The organism is Bacillus sp. FSL M8-0071, assembly GCF_037975455.1.
In the GTDB taxonomy this organism is placed as follows: domain Bacteria; phylum Bacillota; class Bacilli; order Bacillales; family Bacillaceae; genus Bacillus; species Bacillus subtilis.
Map to the genome: position 1 here is coordinate 413552 of NZ_CP150256.1, position 14064 is coordinate 427615.

Below are 14064 nucleotides of genomic sequence, written 5' to 3' on the forward strand. Positions count from 1 at the left end.
GTAATCATAGAGAAGGAGGCTCGCAATTGGCTGAATTCATATTAAATGCAGCGGATTTCGGTGTTCCTGGAGATGGTAAAACGGATTCGACAGAACGGATTAATCAGTGCCTCAGTACAGCTGTATCGAAAGGCTATCATACTGTCTGGTTTCCAAAGGGAACATATTTAATAGACGCAACGCTTGGCGGAGATCTTAATCAGAGGTTTCGAAACGCGGGGATCATTGTTCCCGGCAACCTTGAGATTATGATGGACCCCGAATGTATCATGAAAGTGATCCCGAATAGTTCGTGGGGTTATTCCGCATTTTATGTGGGCAAGCAAGAGAATATAACCATTTCCGGGGGACAAATTATCGGCGAACGGGATGAGCATACGTATGCCTCGGCAGGGATAAGGTCAACCCATGAATGGGGCTTTGGCATATGTATTGAAGGATGCTCGAATGTTGTCATTGATGATGTGAAAATTTCTGATTTTACCGGCGATGGGATCATAGTCAGCCCAAGGGGATTAAAGACCAATCAAGATTATCGAACGTCAGAGCAAATTATCATCCGCCGCTGTGAGGTTCGGCGGTCGAGGAGAAATAACATTTCCATTACCGGATGTGACATGGTCACGGTGGAGGAATGCTTGATTGAAGATGCCGGAACGGGGAATGGAACAGCGCCGAAATTCGGAATTGACATTGAAGGATATGGCGAAGGTGATGTTGATTATGAGGAACCGATTAATGTATCAATTCGCAATAACCACTTTGTTGGAAACGTTTCAAGTTCTGTGACCAATTTTAACGGGTATGGCATTTTAATAGAAGGAAATCACTCTGACAATACAATCAGCTACGGATATGGGACGCAAACAGTGATCAAGGGCAATATTCTGAGACGCCCTGAAGACGCGGCGGCTGCGCCAAGAGTCGGGATAACCGGACTCGGTGTATCACAAGGAAAAGAGACCAGTGATGCAGTGATCGCTGGCAACCTCATTACCGGATTTTCAACTGGAATTGATGTCAGAGGAAAGAGCGTTCTTGTGACGAACAACAAAATCAGCAACTTTGAAAACACAGGGATATTGGTTTATCAGTCTTCCGATGTAAAGGTAGACGGAAACCAAATTCAAAACGGACTGTCTGAAACAAGGCGCAGCATCGGTCTTCGCGCAGTGCTGTCAGATGACATCGCTTTTCTGAATAACTGTCTCATTCAAGTCGTTGACGGTGTGAACGTTTCCGGCGGAAATATGATCATTAAAGATAATCTCCTGAGAAAATTCAGCCGGGGCATTTGGATTGCTCAAGGGAACGCGGTGATTGAAGGGAATACACTGAATCCTGACGCGTTTGAAGCAGTGCCGGAATCATATTCTGTTTCCGTCACAAACAATGCCGGCGCCATCATCAAAAACAATACATTTAAAGAGTTCAAAAATTACCCCATTTATTGCTCCACAAGTGCGAAAACCTCAATTATCGGCAACCACTTAGAGAGATCTCCGCTTTTGGTCACCATCTATATCAGCGCCGGTGTGCATGAGATTTTTGATAATACCATTTCAGTCAACAGAACAGCCGGGAATCCGATTGTGATTTATATCAATGGCTCTGCAGGCTCTATCGTCTCAGGAAACACCATCAATAACCTCTCCGCGGGCACTGCGACAGCTATTCAAACAAACACCTCAACCAACTCCAAAATCATCGGCAACCGCATTTTTAAAGGGACAATCAACAAACACAGCAGTGATACAATAGACGGCAATTTTATCGTCTGAAAAAAGCGCCCCCTCTAGGGGTTCTTTTTTTTCGATTTATAGATCACGTACATTTCTCTCACAAGTACTAACACAAAAAATAAAATCACGACCCATTCAGCAAATGTTGTCATCTTAAAGCTGGACATATTGTTATAAACGGCTTTTGTTAAACTGAACCCTTGAAGCATGTCCATCAATACAGAAATAGCTAATAAACAAATTAATATGACTCCGGTCACGCCCAATATCTTCATGCTTCATCATCCTCCGCTTTTAGTGTCTATCGTTGGCGGAGAAGTTATACCGCATCTAACCCTAATGCATAATCTCAATTTTAAAAGGAAGAATATGAGAAAACGACAAGGAAAGGTATTTGTGTATGCCTTTATTTTCTAAGCGAAAGAACAGTACCGATTCAAAAGACAAGCAGAATACAGACGAAAGGAATCAGGAACAGCAGCAAGAAAAAGAAAAGCCGGTTCTCATTTCTCCAAGTTTGGCAAAGAATATAGCGGAAACGAAAAAGGAAGTCGGAAGCAGCTCTGACGTCATCATTCGCGAGATTAAAATCGGGGAGCAGGATCATGTCCACCTAGCTGTTATCTATATTGCTGGGCTGGTCAATAATAACACGATCCATGAGTCGTTAATTGACCCATTGGTACAGGATGAGTCTATCCAGAATACTCATGCGATCCAGCAAATTCTTGAAAAAACGCTCCCGCTGGGCGGGGTGAAAGCGGAAAAGAGCTGGGACAAGCTTTTTTCCGAGTTAATGCTCGGCAATGCGCTCATTTTTGCTGATGGCCATGATGAAGCTTTGATTTGCAGCACTCAAGGGGGAGAGCAGCGCTCCATCCAAGAGCCGAGCACCCAGGTGTCATTCCGCGGCCCGCGCCAAGGGTTTACAGAGTCTCTGCAAACCAATATTTCCATGATCCGGCGATACATTAAAAATCCGAATTTATGGGTTGAAAAAATGAAAAAAGGTTCTGTTACGAATACGGATATCGCTCTCATGTACATTCAAGGAATTTGCGATGAAAAGGTGCTGAAGGAAGTGAAACAGCGCCTGGAAAAAATAGATATTGACAGTATTTTGGAATCTGGATATATTGAGCAGCTGATTGAAGATGAAACCTTTACGACGTTTCCGACTATGTATCATACAGAACGCCCTGATGTTGTAGCGGGTAATCTGTTAGAAGGAAGATTCGCGATTATTGTCGACGGAACACCGTTTGTGCTTATTGCCCCGGCCTTATTTGTCCAGTTTTTTCAGTCTGTTGAGGATTATTATTCGCGTTTTGACATTGCGACAAGCATAAGAATTCTTCGTGTTTTAGTCTTTTTCATTTCGCTTGTGGCTCCGGCTGTATACGTGGCAGCCACGACGTTTCATCAAGAAATGATACCGACTCAGCTGTTAGTGGTCATTGCGGCCCAGCGGGAAATTGTCCCGTTTCCGGCTGTTGTGGAGGCGCTGACGATGGAGGTTGCTTTTGAGATTCTGAGGGAAGCGGGAGTCAGGCTGCCCCGGGTTGTCGGCTCGGCAGTGTCAATCGTTGGCGCGCTCGTAATCGGTCAGGCTGCCGTACAGGCTGGTATCGTCTCTCCGGCAATGGTGATTTTCGTGGCACTCACCGCGATTGCGAGCTTCGCAACACCGGCGTTTGCAATGGCGATTTCAGCCCGGCTTATTCGGTTTATCTTTATTATTGCCTCAGCTGTTATGGGTTTTTACGGGCTGATTTTAGGGATCATTATGATGTTTGTCCACTTATGCAGTCTTCGTTCATTCGGCGTTCCATATATGTCGCCGCTTGCACCTTTTTCTTCACAAGGCGTAAAGGACGCGCTTTTCCGGGTTCCGTGGTGGGCCGATGAAAAAAGGCCGGAATCGGTCAGCAAGGAAGATAAGGTGCGGCAGGGGAAAGATCAACGCCCAGAGCCGGCCGCTTCACGAGGAATGGTGAACAAAGATTTGGAAGAAGGGGATCAGAATGGTACGTAAATGTCTATTAGCCGTTCTCATGCTTTTGAGCGTCATTGTGCTGCCCGGCTGCTGGGATAAGAGAGAGCTGACGGATCTTGCGATTATCTCGGCGATTGGCATCGATCGGACAAACGACAGCAACTACGTGCTGCATCTTCAAATTATCAATCCAGGAAATGTTGCCGGCGGCCTTCAGGGAGGCGGTGCTGGAGACAGGCCGCCTGTATCTGTCTATTCGATTGAAGGTAACAATATAACGGAAGCACTCAGAAAAGCCTCCATGAAGGTATCACGGCGGCTTTATTTTGCCCATACCAATCTAGTCGTGATCAATGAAAAGCTGGCAAAAGAAGAAGGTTTGGATTTTGTATTAGATAATCTTGACCGGGACACAGAATTCAGGACAACAGCAACATTCGTCGTTGCCCATAAAACAAAAGCAGAAAATATTGTGAAAATCTTGACGCCGATTGATAAAATTCCGTCAAATAAAGTCAATAAAACACTCGATTTCACGGAGGCACAATACGGGCGGGTGGTCAAAATCAATATTCAGGACGTTTTGAAAACACTTGCCGCCAACACTATGGCACCGGTCATCCCCGGATATATGATGATTGGTGACGATAAAAAAGGAGTCAGCATGGAAAACACGCAGGCGACTGACCCGAAAGCCATTCTTCAGGCAGATGGTTTGGCGGTTTTTGATAAGGCAGGATATTTAAAGTATTGGCTGGAAGATGATGAAAGCGTGGGGGCAGTCTGGCTTATGAATAAGATCCAGCATACGTTTATTAATGCTGACTGGGGCAAGACGAAGGATGCGGTCAGCTTGCAGGTTACCCATCAAGATACAAAGCTGGTACCGAAAATGCGGAACGGACGCCCGTACATCCATGTGAAAGTGTCGGTTGAAGGTATTATAGATGCTGTCAAATACCCTTTCCAATTGTCTGATCCCAAGGTGCTGGCCGCTATTGAAAAAGCGCTCAACAAAGAGCTTGAAAAGGAAATCAGCCATACTGTGAAAAAGATTAAGAAGAATAAAATAGATTTTATCGGTTTTGGTGACACGATATATAGAAAGTATCCGGAGCAGTGGGAGAAAATGAAGGACACTTGGGACAAAGAATATTTGCCGGAACTGCCCATCGATGTGAAGGCCGAGACGTATATCAGAAGGACGGGATTGCGAAACAATCCGATCAAACACCAGTTTAAAGATGATTAGGTCTGAAGAAAGGGGAAGTGACAGATGGAAAAAGCCAGAATAAGCATAAGGCAGCTGTTTGTCATGATTATCATTTTTGAACTGGGCAGCTCCTTATTGATTACACCGGGCTCGATGGCGGGCAGGGATGCTTGGATAGCAGTTTTATTAGGCTGTGCGATCGGACTGTTTCTTTTCTATTTGTATCAAGGCATTTATCAATGTTATCCGAATTCTTCTCCGAAAGAATATATGGATGATATGCTGGGAACCAAGCTGAGCTGGCTGTTTTCATTTCTCTATATCTTGTACTTTGCCTATATTGCCGCAAGGGTGCTGCGTGACTTTGGAGAAATGCTGCTGACGTTTGCTTATCATGATACACCTATCATTATTGTAAATGCTTTATTAATGGTAGTAAGCATATATGCCGTAAGAAAAGGAATTGAAGTACTCGCACGCGCGGCCGAACTTCTTTTCGGGGCCATGTATTTACTGGGCGCGATCGGCCTCGTGCTGATTATTGTCTCAGGCACTATAGACCCGCACAATTTAAAGCCGGTTTTGGCAAACGGTATCTCTCCTATCCTTCACTCTGTTTTCACGCAGACCATGTACGTCCCATTTGGTGAAGTTGTTTTATTTGTGATGATTTTCCCTAACCTGAATGATAGAAAAGATGTGAAAAAAATGGGGATGATCGCCATGGCTATTAGCGGATTGGTTGTGGCGCTCACCGTGGCGATTAATATCAGCGTGCTTGATGTTGATCTTACACTCAGATCCCAGTTTCCGCTTTTAAGCACGATCCAGACAATCAAGGTCGAAGAATTTTTAGACCGGCTCGATGTCTTTTTTATGCTGGCGCTGATCATCGGCGGCTTCTTTAAGGTCAGCCTCTACTTATATGCCACTGTGGTTGGGACATCTACGCTCTTTAAGGAAAAGAACCCCTCTCAATTGGCTTATCCGATGGGATTGGGCATCTTAATCCTTTCTATAACGATCGCGACTAACTTTTCAGAGCACTTGAACGAAGGCCTGAACGTGGTGCCGCTGTATATTCATTTGCCTTTTCAATTATTGTTTCCGCTCTTTCTGTTTATTGTGGCTGTTTGGAAAAAGAAACGAAGAGAGAAGTCAAAAGGGGAGGAAGCAAAAAAATGATAAAAAGAGCGGGGGGATGCGGCCGCCGCTCTTTTTATGTTCACTTCTATATAAAAGGGGGATATAGGGTGCGCCCCTGTCTGCACTGGCAGAGGCGCGTTTTGTTATACGACTGCGACGTTTTCCTTCACAGTAAAACTTCCTCTTGAAAGTCTGATATTGATGTCTGACACTTTTGCAATTTGTTCATCGTGCGTCACCATAATGACGCATTTATCTTCCTTGTGCGCCAGATCCTGAAAGAGGCGTACAATTTCTTTTGATGTGTCCTCATCAAGGTTTCCGGTCGGTTCATCGGCTACGATAAGATCCGTGTCACAGCAGAAAGCCCTTGTAATTGATACCCGCTGCTGTTGTCCGCCGCTCAGTGTGAGCACTTTTTGCCGGGCTTGTTTTTCGTTGATGCCAACCTTCTGCAGCATGTCAAGCGCATATGATTCTTTGTTCTTTTCTTTAGAACCTGTGATTTCCATAGCGGTTGTGACGTTCTGCAAAGCCGTCATATACGGGAGCAGGTTGTACGCCTGAAAGACGATTGATACATATTGATTTCTGAAATTGGTTAAGCCGATTTTAGAAACCGCTTTTCCGTCGTAAAGGATGTTTCCTTCTTTTGGTGCGTCAAGTCCGCCTGCCAGAGACAGGAAAGTGGTTTTCCCCGTCCCTGATGTGCCGACGATTGTGTAGAATTTGCCTTTTTGAAAGCTGATGTTAATATCCTGAAACAATGGCTGGCTTTTGTCTTTATACCAGTAGCCGACTTGTTGAAATTCTAATAAGCTCATAGGTTCCGCCTCTTTCTATTCCTGTTTTGTCAATATCGTTTTCGGATGAAGCCGCAGTACTGAAATTGACGGCAGCAATGTTGCAATGATTGCGATAAGGATGCCGATCCCGCCAAGAATAAGCATGTCGTTCATAGAAACCGCGACGTTCAGTGAATCGATAATGTCTACGTTTGATGAACTGTGGCCGAACACTCCGCCGCCCATGCCGCCACCGCCGCCGGGCATTTGTCCGCTTGCGGTTTGCGTTGAATCGGTTGATGAACTGATTTGCTGGGATAAAAGCTGATTTCCAAGCTGATTCGCGACGAGATTTCCCGTCACAGATGCAAGGCCGATAGCGATAACGGCCACAATCAGAATCTCAGTCAAGAACTGTCCAATCAATTTCCATCGTTTTTCACCGATGGCCATTAACACGCCCATTTCGTATTTGCGCTCCCTGATTGACATCATGACAATCAGGCCAAGAATGACGGCGCCTGCCACTGATACAAGATACACCACGTTTTTAGAGAAAGAAGCTACATTTTCAATCGGTCCGACCATTTGCTGGTAAAGCTGATCGTTTGTATTCAGTGTGTACGTATCGAAGTCAATTGATGTTTTCTTCGCTGCTTTTACGAAAGCATCCATATTTTTCGCGTCGTCCATATAGTAAACAGCTGAGTCAATCGTATTTTTATAGTCGTCGCCTTTCAGCGCCGCTGTTGCTGTGTAAGGCGTATAAAGCTTGTTATAAGGGTTTAAGAAAGAGAAATTTTGGGCTTGGTCATCTCCTGAAGATGTTGTTTTATAAATACCGACGATCTTCAGTTTTACTGTTGTATCCTCATCCGTTGCTGATTCAATTGTGATCGAATCGCCAACGCTCAAATCATTTTCTTCCGCTAAAGTTTCGTTGATCACTGTTACTTTTTTGCCGACATCTGATTTTGTAATCGCGCGTCCGTCTGTGATTTTTGAATCCCCGTCAGAGAAATCATCAACTAATGCTGTGCTGATGACACCTTCAATAGAAAGATCAGCTTGAACCATTTGCGGTCCGCCTTGTCCTCCGCCTTGACTGTTTTTAGCGTTTGAGCTTGAACTGCTGGAGCTGGAATCACTTGAACTAGAGCTTTCAATCGCATCAAAGTTTCCCGCGTTGGCTGAAGCTGATGTGGTGTAATTGTAGCTCTTCACATGATCAAGCGCTGCAAGCTTATTCGCATCAGACACTTTGATCGGTGTGGATTCGAAGCTGCGCTTTTCACCGCTGTCCTGCTGTTTTTCCATTTGCTTTTGGCGGTCAACCTGAAGTGTCACGCTTCCGCCGAGTTCCTGTCTGGCCAGTTCGCTTGATTTTTGTGCTGCCGACTGGATGGTAAGGCCTGATAGAACAAAGACACATATGACTGTAAACACAAATAATTGCAATAACGTTTTTCCCTTTTTAGCCTTCATATTCCAAAAGGCCCGTTTGATAAAGTTCATTTATGTTCCTCCGTATAGGTTTTTTTATGGATAAGACCGCCTCTGGGGCGCGCCCGCTGATAAATTAATAGTAGTCCAAAGGTATGAAAAAAATATGAACAATCTATTTCTAGTTGATGAAATAAAAACTAACAATTGTGAAACGCAAAACCTTCTGTTTAAAATGGTGCTATTATATAAAAAAGCATCAAAACAACCGGAGGATATAATGAAAATATTAATGATAGAAGATAATGTTAGTGTATGTACGATGACGGAGATGTTCTTTTTTAAAGAAGGTTTTGAAGCGGAATTCGTTCATGACGGGTTAGAAGGGTACCAGCGTTTTACGGAAGAAAATTGGGATCTGATCATTTTGGATATCATGCTTCCATCTATGGACGGCGTGACCATCTGCAGAAAAATAAGAGAGACAAGCACGGTGCCGATTATCATGCTGACTGCCAAAGACACTGAATCAGATCAGGTCATTGGCTTTGAGATGGGGGCGGACGATTATGTCACAAAGCCGTTCAGCCCGCTGACATTGGTTGCCCGCATCAAAGCCGTCATCAGAAGATACAAGGCGACAGGCAAAGCAGTTATTGATGAAGATATGATCGAAACGGAATGCTTTACCATTAATAAGAAGACGAGAGAAGTATTATTAAACGGAGAGCCTGTAGAAAATCTCACGCCGAAGGAATTCGATCTGCTTTATTACCTTGTCCAAAATCCGCGGCAGGTGTTCTCCAGAGAACAGCTGCTTGAGCAGGTATGGGGCTATCAATTTTATGGAGATGAGCGGACGGTTGACGTTCATATCAAACGGCTGCGGAAAAAGCTTGCCAGCGAGGACAAGCCTTTCCTGTATACTGTGTGGGGAGTAGGGTATAAATTTGATGAAGATTAAATATTTATATCAGCTGCTGCTAAGCCATATCAGCATTTTGATTTTAGCGTTTGTCATTATCATTTCTCTGTTTTCCCACTTTGTGAAGGAATTTGCCTATCAGAACAAAGTAGAGGAATTGACGTCATATGCGGTGCAGATTGCAAATGAATTCCAAGCCGGCCAGGTGGACATGCGCAGGCTCTATCCTTATCAGGACATTTTAAGCACAAGAAAGACGCAGTTTATCATCTTTAATGAAGAGCAGCAGCCCTATTTTCTTCCTGAAGGCTTTCATCACCCACCAAGGGAACAGCTGAAGAAGTCAGAATGGAATAAGCTAAAAAAAGGGCAGACTGTCATGATCAGGGCAGATGGCCGTTTTGATGATGAAGTGTCACTTGTGGCGCAGCCTATATTTGTTCAGAACGAATTTAAAGGCGCTGTTCTGCTGATTTCTCCGATCAGCGGTGTTGAACAGATGGTCAATCAGGTCAACCTCTATATGTTTTACGCTGTGATCAGCACGCTTGTGATTACGATTCTCGTGAGCTGGCTTCTGTCCAAATTCCATGTCAAACGGATTCAAAAGCTGAGAGAAGCGACAGATAAAGTGGCTTCCGGCGATTATGACATCCATTTGGAAAACAGCTACGGGGACGAAATCGGCGTACTGGCGTCTGACTTTAATATCATGGCGAAAAAACTAAAGCAGTCAAGGGATGAAATCGATCGCCTTGAGAAGCGGAGAAGGCAGTTTATCGCTGACGTGTCACATGAATTAAAAACACCGCTGACGACGATCAACGGTTTGGTTGAAGGGCTGAACAGCCATACGATTCCTGAGGATAAGAAGGATAAATGCTTCTCGCTGATCAGTGAGGAAACGAAGCGCATGCTGCGGCTCGTAAAAGAAAATCTGGATTATGAAAAAATCAGATCCCAGCAAATTACCTTGAACAAGCTAAACGTTCCTCTGATCGAGGTGTTTGAAATCGTGAAAGAGCACTTGCAGCAGCAGGCGGAAGAAAAACAAAACAAGCTGATGATCCAGGTAGAGGATCACGTCATCGTACATGCCGATTATGACCGGTTCATTCAAATTCTCGTCAACATTACGAAAAACAGCATCCAATTTACGCAAAACGGTAACATTTGGCTGCGCGGAATGGAAGGTTATAAAGAGACGATTATTGAAATTGAAGACACGGGTATCGGCATTCCAAAAGAGGATATTGAGCATATTTGGGAGCGATTCTATAAAGCAGATATTTCAAGAACGAACACAGCATACGGTGAATACGGACTCGGTCTCTCGATCGTCAGGCAGCTCGTTGAAATGCACCAGGGCACAGTAGAAATCAAGAGTGAAGAAGGGAAAGGCACAAAGTTCATCATCCGCCTTCCTTTAACGGCAAAACAGCAATAGCATACAGGGCGGCGCATCAACTGATGCAGCCGCCTTTTTTGCACACCGCTTCGGTTTATTGCGTGCTCCCGAAAACAAAGATTGCGTGTTTTTCGGGTTGGGACGGCCTATAAACATGATAAAATATGACATAAACAGTTTTTGATGGGAGAGGGTGAAGGAATGAAGAGTGGGGTAATTCCTTCTTCAGCGGTCGGTCAAAAAATTAACGAGTGGTACAGATATATCCGGACATTCAGCGTGCCGGATGCCGAAGTGTTAAAAGCTGAAATCCAGCAGGAACTGAAACACATGCAGCATGATTCCAACTTGCTGCTTTATTATTCACTAATGGAATTCCGGCACCAGCTTATGCTGGATTATCTTGAGCCGTTAGAGAAATTAAATATCGAAGACCAGCCAAGCCTGTCTGAATTATCAAGAAACATTGACAGCAATCAGGCAGATCTCAAAGGGCTGCTCGACTATTACGTGAATTTTTTTCGCGGGATGTATGAATTTGATAAGCGGGAATTTATTTCTGCCATTACATACTATAAACAGGCGGAGAAAAAGCTCTCCTTTGTCGCAGACCATATTGAACGGGCTGAATTTTATTTTAAAATCGCGGAAGCTTATTATTATATGAAGCAAACGTATTTTTCATTGATTAATATAAAAAACGCCTATGAAATTTACGTGGAGCAGGAAACCTATAATGTGAGAATCATTCAGTGCCATTTCGTGTTCGGGGTCAACCTGATGGATGAAAGAAATTTCGAACAAGCCGCACGCCATTTCAAATTGGCGCTCAACATGGCCCAAGCAGAACAAAAAGCCCAGCTGGTTGGAAGAGCATACTACAATCTCGGGTTATGCTATTACAATCAAGACCTTCTAGACCCTGCCATTGATTACTTTGAAAAAGCGGTCTCCACATTTGAAAGCAGCAGGATCGTCAATTCTCTCCCGCAAGCCTATTTTTTAATCACCCTGATTTATTATAAACAGGGAAAACATGATAAAGCTTCGGAATATCACAAGCGGGGCTATGAATATGCTAAAGAAACAGACGATGCAGACTATGCCGTAAAATTCGAGTTTTTGCAATCCCTATATCTGGATCAGCCCAATGAAGAAGGAATCGAACGATGTTTCCAGTACTTAAAAAATAAAAATATGTACGCTGATATAGAGGATTTAGCCCTAGAAGTAGCAAAATATTACTATGAACAGAAGTGGTTTAAACTGTCTGCTTCCTACTTTCTACAAGTTGAAGAGGCAAGAAAACAAATACAAAGGAGTGAAGGTTTGTATGAAATTGAAATCTAAGTTGTTTGTTATTTGTTTGGCCGCAGCCGCGATTTTTACAGCGGCTGGCGTTTCTGCTAATGCGGAAGCACTCGACTTTCATGTGACAGAAAGAGGAATGACGTAAGAACAAGCCCCTTCTCATTAGCGAGAAGGGGTTTTTCTTTTCAAAAAAACACCGCAAGACATAGTCTTGCGGTGCCGCCTTCATGGAGATTACGTTTATTTAGTAGCCTCCTACAAATGCAGTTCCCACAATGATCAAGAGGATAAATAACACAACAATCAAAGCGAAAGAAGTTCCGTAACCTGACATTTTGTGCACCTCCTTGCGAGATTGCTTCAGCAAATGCTGCAAAACTGTGGCGGACAGGGTCCCGCAGAGACGGTCAGCAGCTTAGAAGCCGCCAACAAACGCAGTCCCTACGATAATTAATAGAATAAACAATACAACGATTAAAGCGAAAGAACTGATGCCGCCGTAACCGCCGCCGTTAGAGTATCCTGACATAAGGTTTCACCTCCCTATGAAGGATACTATAAGATATGCTGAACCGATCCATTTGGCAGGGATAATAGTGGACAAGAGAAAAAATGAAGAATTCGGCTATATGAAGGTGATATAAAAAAATAGCGGGCGCTGCCGCCCGCTATTTATGTACGATTAAGAGATCAGCACGCCCGCGAAAAATTCCTGGTATAACGCTTGAACGGCTTTTCTTTCTTCGGCTTCTTTTACGCCAAACATCATGCTCACTTCAGAAGACCCCTGATTGATCATTTCGATATTCACCTGTGCCTCTGATAATGCTTTGGCGGCTCTTGCCGTTGTACCGACATTGTGGCGCATCGCTTCCCCTACAACCATAATCAGGGCGAGATGATGCTCGACGATGACTTCATCGGCATGCAAATCCTCTTCGATCCGTTTGATGACGCTGCGTTCAGTGGCGGCATCCATTTGCCCCTGCCGTAAAATGATTGTCATGTCATCGATTCCCGATGGAACATGCTCATACGTCAAACCATGCTCCTCCAGGATTTGAAGGGCTCTGCGGCCAAAACCGATTTCTCTGTTCATGAGATACTTGCTGATATAAATGCTGCAAAAACCGGTGTCGCTGGCAATGCCGACGACAGGCCCGTTTGTGTTATCCCGCTTGCTGACGACGCGGGTGCCTTTGGCTGAGGGGTTGTTCGTATTTTTGATCTGAACAGGAATCCCCGCTCTGAATGCCGGAATGAGCGCTTCATCATGAAACACTGAAAAGCCCGCGTAGGACAGCTCCCGCATCTCTCTATATGTCAGCTCGCTGATTTCCTTTGGATTCTCAACGAAGGACGGATTGACAGAATACACAGCGTCCACGTCTGTAAAGTTTTCGTACAAATCGGCTTGTAGTCCGTTGGCAAGAATCGAACCGGTAATATCAGAACCGCTCCGTGAGAATGTGATCACATCGCCATCCTTGCTGAATCCGAAAAAACCGGGAAAAATGATGAGTCCGTCACGTTCCCGAAGACGATAGAGGTTTTGATAGGATTCAGGAAGAACTTGCGCGTTGCCGGGTTCATTTGTCACAAAGAGGCCGGCATCCTTCGGGTTTACATATTCCGCTTTGACGCCTTTATAACGGAAGTAAGCGGCGATCAGTTTGGCATTGTTATCCTCTCCGCTGGCCTTGACTGCGTCAAGGTATTGTTCGGGATTGCTTTTGTCTCCTTCTAAAAGCGTAAACAGATCATCTCTGATTTTTTCGATAATGCTTTGCCCCAGCTGAAGCTCATTGGCGATGAGAGCGTACCGTTCCACAACAGCTTCCGCCAGTTCAGGTGCGCTGCCTGTTGCCAAATATTGTTCTGCACATGCGATTAAGAGATCAGTCACTTTCGTATCCTCGGCATAGCGTTTTCCCGGAGCTGAAACGACTACAGCTTTCCGTGCCGGATCTGAGGTAACGATGTGAAACACCTTGTCAAGCTGGGCGCCTGAAGCAAGTGAGCTGCCTCCGAATTTAACGACCTTCATGTTTACATCTCCTAATGTTTAAAATTTTCACACAAATTTAGTATTTAT

At 44.5% G+C, this 14064-nt stretch carries 14 protein-coding genes; 8 read left to right on the forward strand and 6 right to left on the reverse strand.

All coding sequences use genetic code 11. The annotated features are described in order from the left end of the window. The first annotated feature begins 26 nt into the window (after positions 1–26). Positions 27–1781 (forward strand): right-handed parallel beta-helix repeat-containing protein, encoded by a 1755-nt coding sequence (locus MKX71_RS02085; protein ID WP_032722911.1) that lies wholly within the window; start codon positions 27–29, stop codon positions 1779–1781. A 14-nt stretch (positions 1782–1795) separates the two neighbouring features. On the opposite strand, the gene MKX71_RS02090 is transcribed toward MKX71_RS02085, so the two are convergent. After that, positions 1796–2017, reverse strand: coding sequence for a hypothetical protein (locus tag MKX71_RS02090; RefSeq protein ID WP_015252828.1), 222 nt, complete (start codon positions 2015–2017; stop codon positions 1796–1798). A 125-nt stretch (positions 2018–2142) separates the two neighbouring features. On the opposite strand from MKX71_RS02090, the gene gerKA reads away from it, so the two are divergent. The 3 genes from gerKA to gerKB are packed head-to-tail and all read left to right on the forward strand — an operon-like array spanning position 2143 to position 6136. After that, positions 2143–3777 carry a spore germination protein GerKA gene (gene gerKA, locus MKX71_RS02095; protein ID WP_181216784.1) on the forward strand — a complete coding sequence of 545 codons (1635 nt, stop codon included), beginning with the start codon at positions 2143–2145 and terminating at the stop codon, positions 3775–3777. Continuing rightward, positions 3767–4990: a spore germination protein GerKC gene (gene gerKC / locus MKX71_RS02100; protein WP_003246578.1), complete on the forward strand. Its 1224-nt coding sequence runs from the start codon at positions 3767–3769 to the stop codon at positions 4988–4990. Before gerKA ends, gerKC begins: the two co-directional genes overlap by 11 nt. 24 nt (positions 4991–5014) lie before the next feature. Then, positions 5015–6136 carry a spore germination protein GerKB gene (gerKB, locus tag MKX71_RS02105; protein ID WP_015715242.1) on the forward strand — a complete coding sequence of 374 codons (1122 nt, stop codon included), beginning with the start codon at positions 5015–5017 and terminating at the stop codon, positions 6134–6136. A gap of 104 nt (positions 6137–6240) precedes the next feature. Here the strand turns inward: gerKB and MKX71_RS02110 are convergent, their stop codons facing one another. Then, positions 6241–6921, reverse strand: a complete 681-nt coding sequence (locus MKX71_RS02110) for an ABC transporter ATP-binding protein (protein WP_014662766.1) — start codon at positions 6919–6921, stop codon at positions 6241–6243. 15 nt (positions 6922–6936) lie between these two features. Beyond that, the gene (locus tag MKX71_RS02115; protein ID WP_088325303.1) at positions 6937–8397 is read right to left on the reverse strand and encodes an ABC transporter permease; all 1461 of its coding nucleotides are present in this window, start codon (positions 8395–8397) and stop codon (positions 6937–6939) included. Positions 8398–8605: 208 nt separating this feature from the next. Between MKX71_RS02115 and yclJ the strand changes: the two genes are divergently transcribed. The 4 genes from yclJ to phrC all read left to right on the forward strand — a co-directional run bounded on the left by yclJ (position 8606) and on the right by phrC (position 12114). Next, positions 8606–9289, forward strand: coding sequence for a two-component system response regulator YclJ (gene yclJ, locus MKX71_RS02120; protein WP_003246532.1), 684 nt, complete (start codon positions 8606–8608; stop codon positions 9287–9289). Then, the gene (yclK, locus tag MKX71_RS02125) at positions 9276–10697 is read left to right on the forward strand and encodes a two-component system sensor histidine kinase YclK (RefSeq protein WP_327842792.1); all 1422 of its coding nucleotides are present in this window, start codon (positions 9276–9278) and stop codon (positions 10695–10697) included. The genes yclJ and yclK overlap by 14 nt, the downstream gene beginning before the upstream one ends. A 162-nt stretch (positions 10698–10859) precedes the next feature. Further along, entirely contained in the window at positions 10860–12008 is a 1149-nt protein-coding gene (rapC, locus tag MKX71_RS02130; RefSeq protein WP_003246686.1) for a response regulator aspartate phosphatase RapC, read from the forward strand. Next, positions 11992–12114, forward strand: coding sequence for a phosphatase RapC inhibitor PhrC (gene phrC, locus MKX71_RS02135; RefSeq protein ID WP_003224994.1), 123 nt, complete (start codon positions 11992–11994; stop codon positions 12112–12114). Before rapC ends, phrC begins: the two co-directional genes overlap by 17 nt. 99 nt (positions 12115–12213) lie before the next feature. Here phrC and MKX71_RS02140 read toward each other — a convergent pair whose 3' ends face one another. The 3 genes from MKX71_RS02140 to MKX71_RS02150 all read right to left on the reverse strand — a co-directional run bounded on the left by MKX71_RS02140 (position 12214) and on the right by MKX71_RS02150 (position 14016). Next, positions 12214–12303, reverse strand: coding sequence for a YjcZ family sporulation protein (locus MKX71_RS02140; RefSeq protein WP_015482794.1), 90 nt, complete (start codon positions 12301–12303; stop codon positions 12214–12216). Positions 12304–12384: 81 nt separating this feature from the next. Next, positions 12385–12498: a YjcZ family sporulation protein gene (locus MKX71_RS02145; RefSeq protein ID WP_003234495.1), complete on the reverse strand. Its 114-nt coding sequence runs from the start codon at positions 12496–12498 to the stop codon at positions 12385–12387. A gap of 153 nt (positions 12499–12651) precedes the next feature. After that, positions 12652–14016 (reverse strand): aspartate kinase, encoded by a 1365-nt coding sequence (locus MKX71_RS02150; protein WP_212059765.1) that lies wholly within the window; start codon positions 14014–14016, stop codon positions 12652–12654. Positions 14017–14064 lie beyond the last annotated feature (48 nt).

Coding starts and splice junctions, on each gene's coding strand:
- rapC (WP_003246686.1), top strand. CDS start 10,860: ATGAAGAGTGGGGTAATTCCTTCTTCAGCGGTCGGTCAAAAAATTAAC.
- gerKC (WP_003246578.1), top strand. CDS start 3,767: ATGGTACGTAAATGTCTATTAGCCGTTCTCATGCTTTTGAGCGTCATT.
- MKX71_RS02115 (WP_088325303.1), bottom strand. CDS start 8,397: ATGAACTTTATCAAACGGGCCTTTTGGAATATGAAGGCTAAAAAGGGA.
- phrC (WP_003224994.1), top strand. CDS start 11,992: ATGAAATTGAAATCTAAGTTGTTTGTTATTTGTTTGGCCGCAGCCGCG.
- gerKB (WP_015715242.1), top strand. CDS start 5,015: ATGGAAAAAGCCAGAATAAGCATAAGGCAGCTGTTTGTCATGATTATC.
- gerKA (WP_181216784.1), top strand. CDS start 2,143: ATGCCTTTATTTTCTAAGCGAAAGAACAGTACCGATTCAAAAGACAAG.
- yclJ (WP_003246532.1), top strand. CDS start 8,606: ATGAAAATATTAATGATAGAAGATAATGTTAGTGTATGTACGATGACG.
- MKX71_RS02110 (WP_014662766.1), bottom strand. CDS start 6,921: ATGAGCTTATTAGAATTTCAACAAGTCGGCTACTGGTATAAAGACAAA.
- MKX71_RS02150 (WP_212059765.1), bottom strand. CDS start 14,016: ATGAAGGTCGTTAAATTCGGAGGCAGCTCACTTGCTTCAGGCGCCCAG.
- MKX71_RS02090 (WP_015252828.1), bottom strand. CDS start 2,017: ATGAAGATATTGGGCGTGACCGGAGTCATATTAATTTGTTTATTAGCT.
- MKX71_RS02140 (WP_015482794.1), bottom strand. CDS start 12,303: ATGTCAGGTTACGGAACTTCTTTCGCTTTGATTGTTGTGTTATTTATC.
- MKX71_RS02145 (WP_003234495.1), bottom strand. CDS start 12,498: ATGTCAGGATACTCTAACGGCGGCGGTTACGGCGGCATCAGTTCTTTC.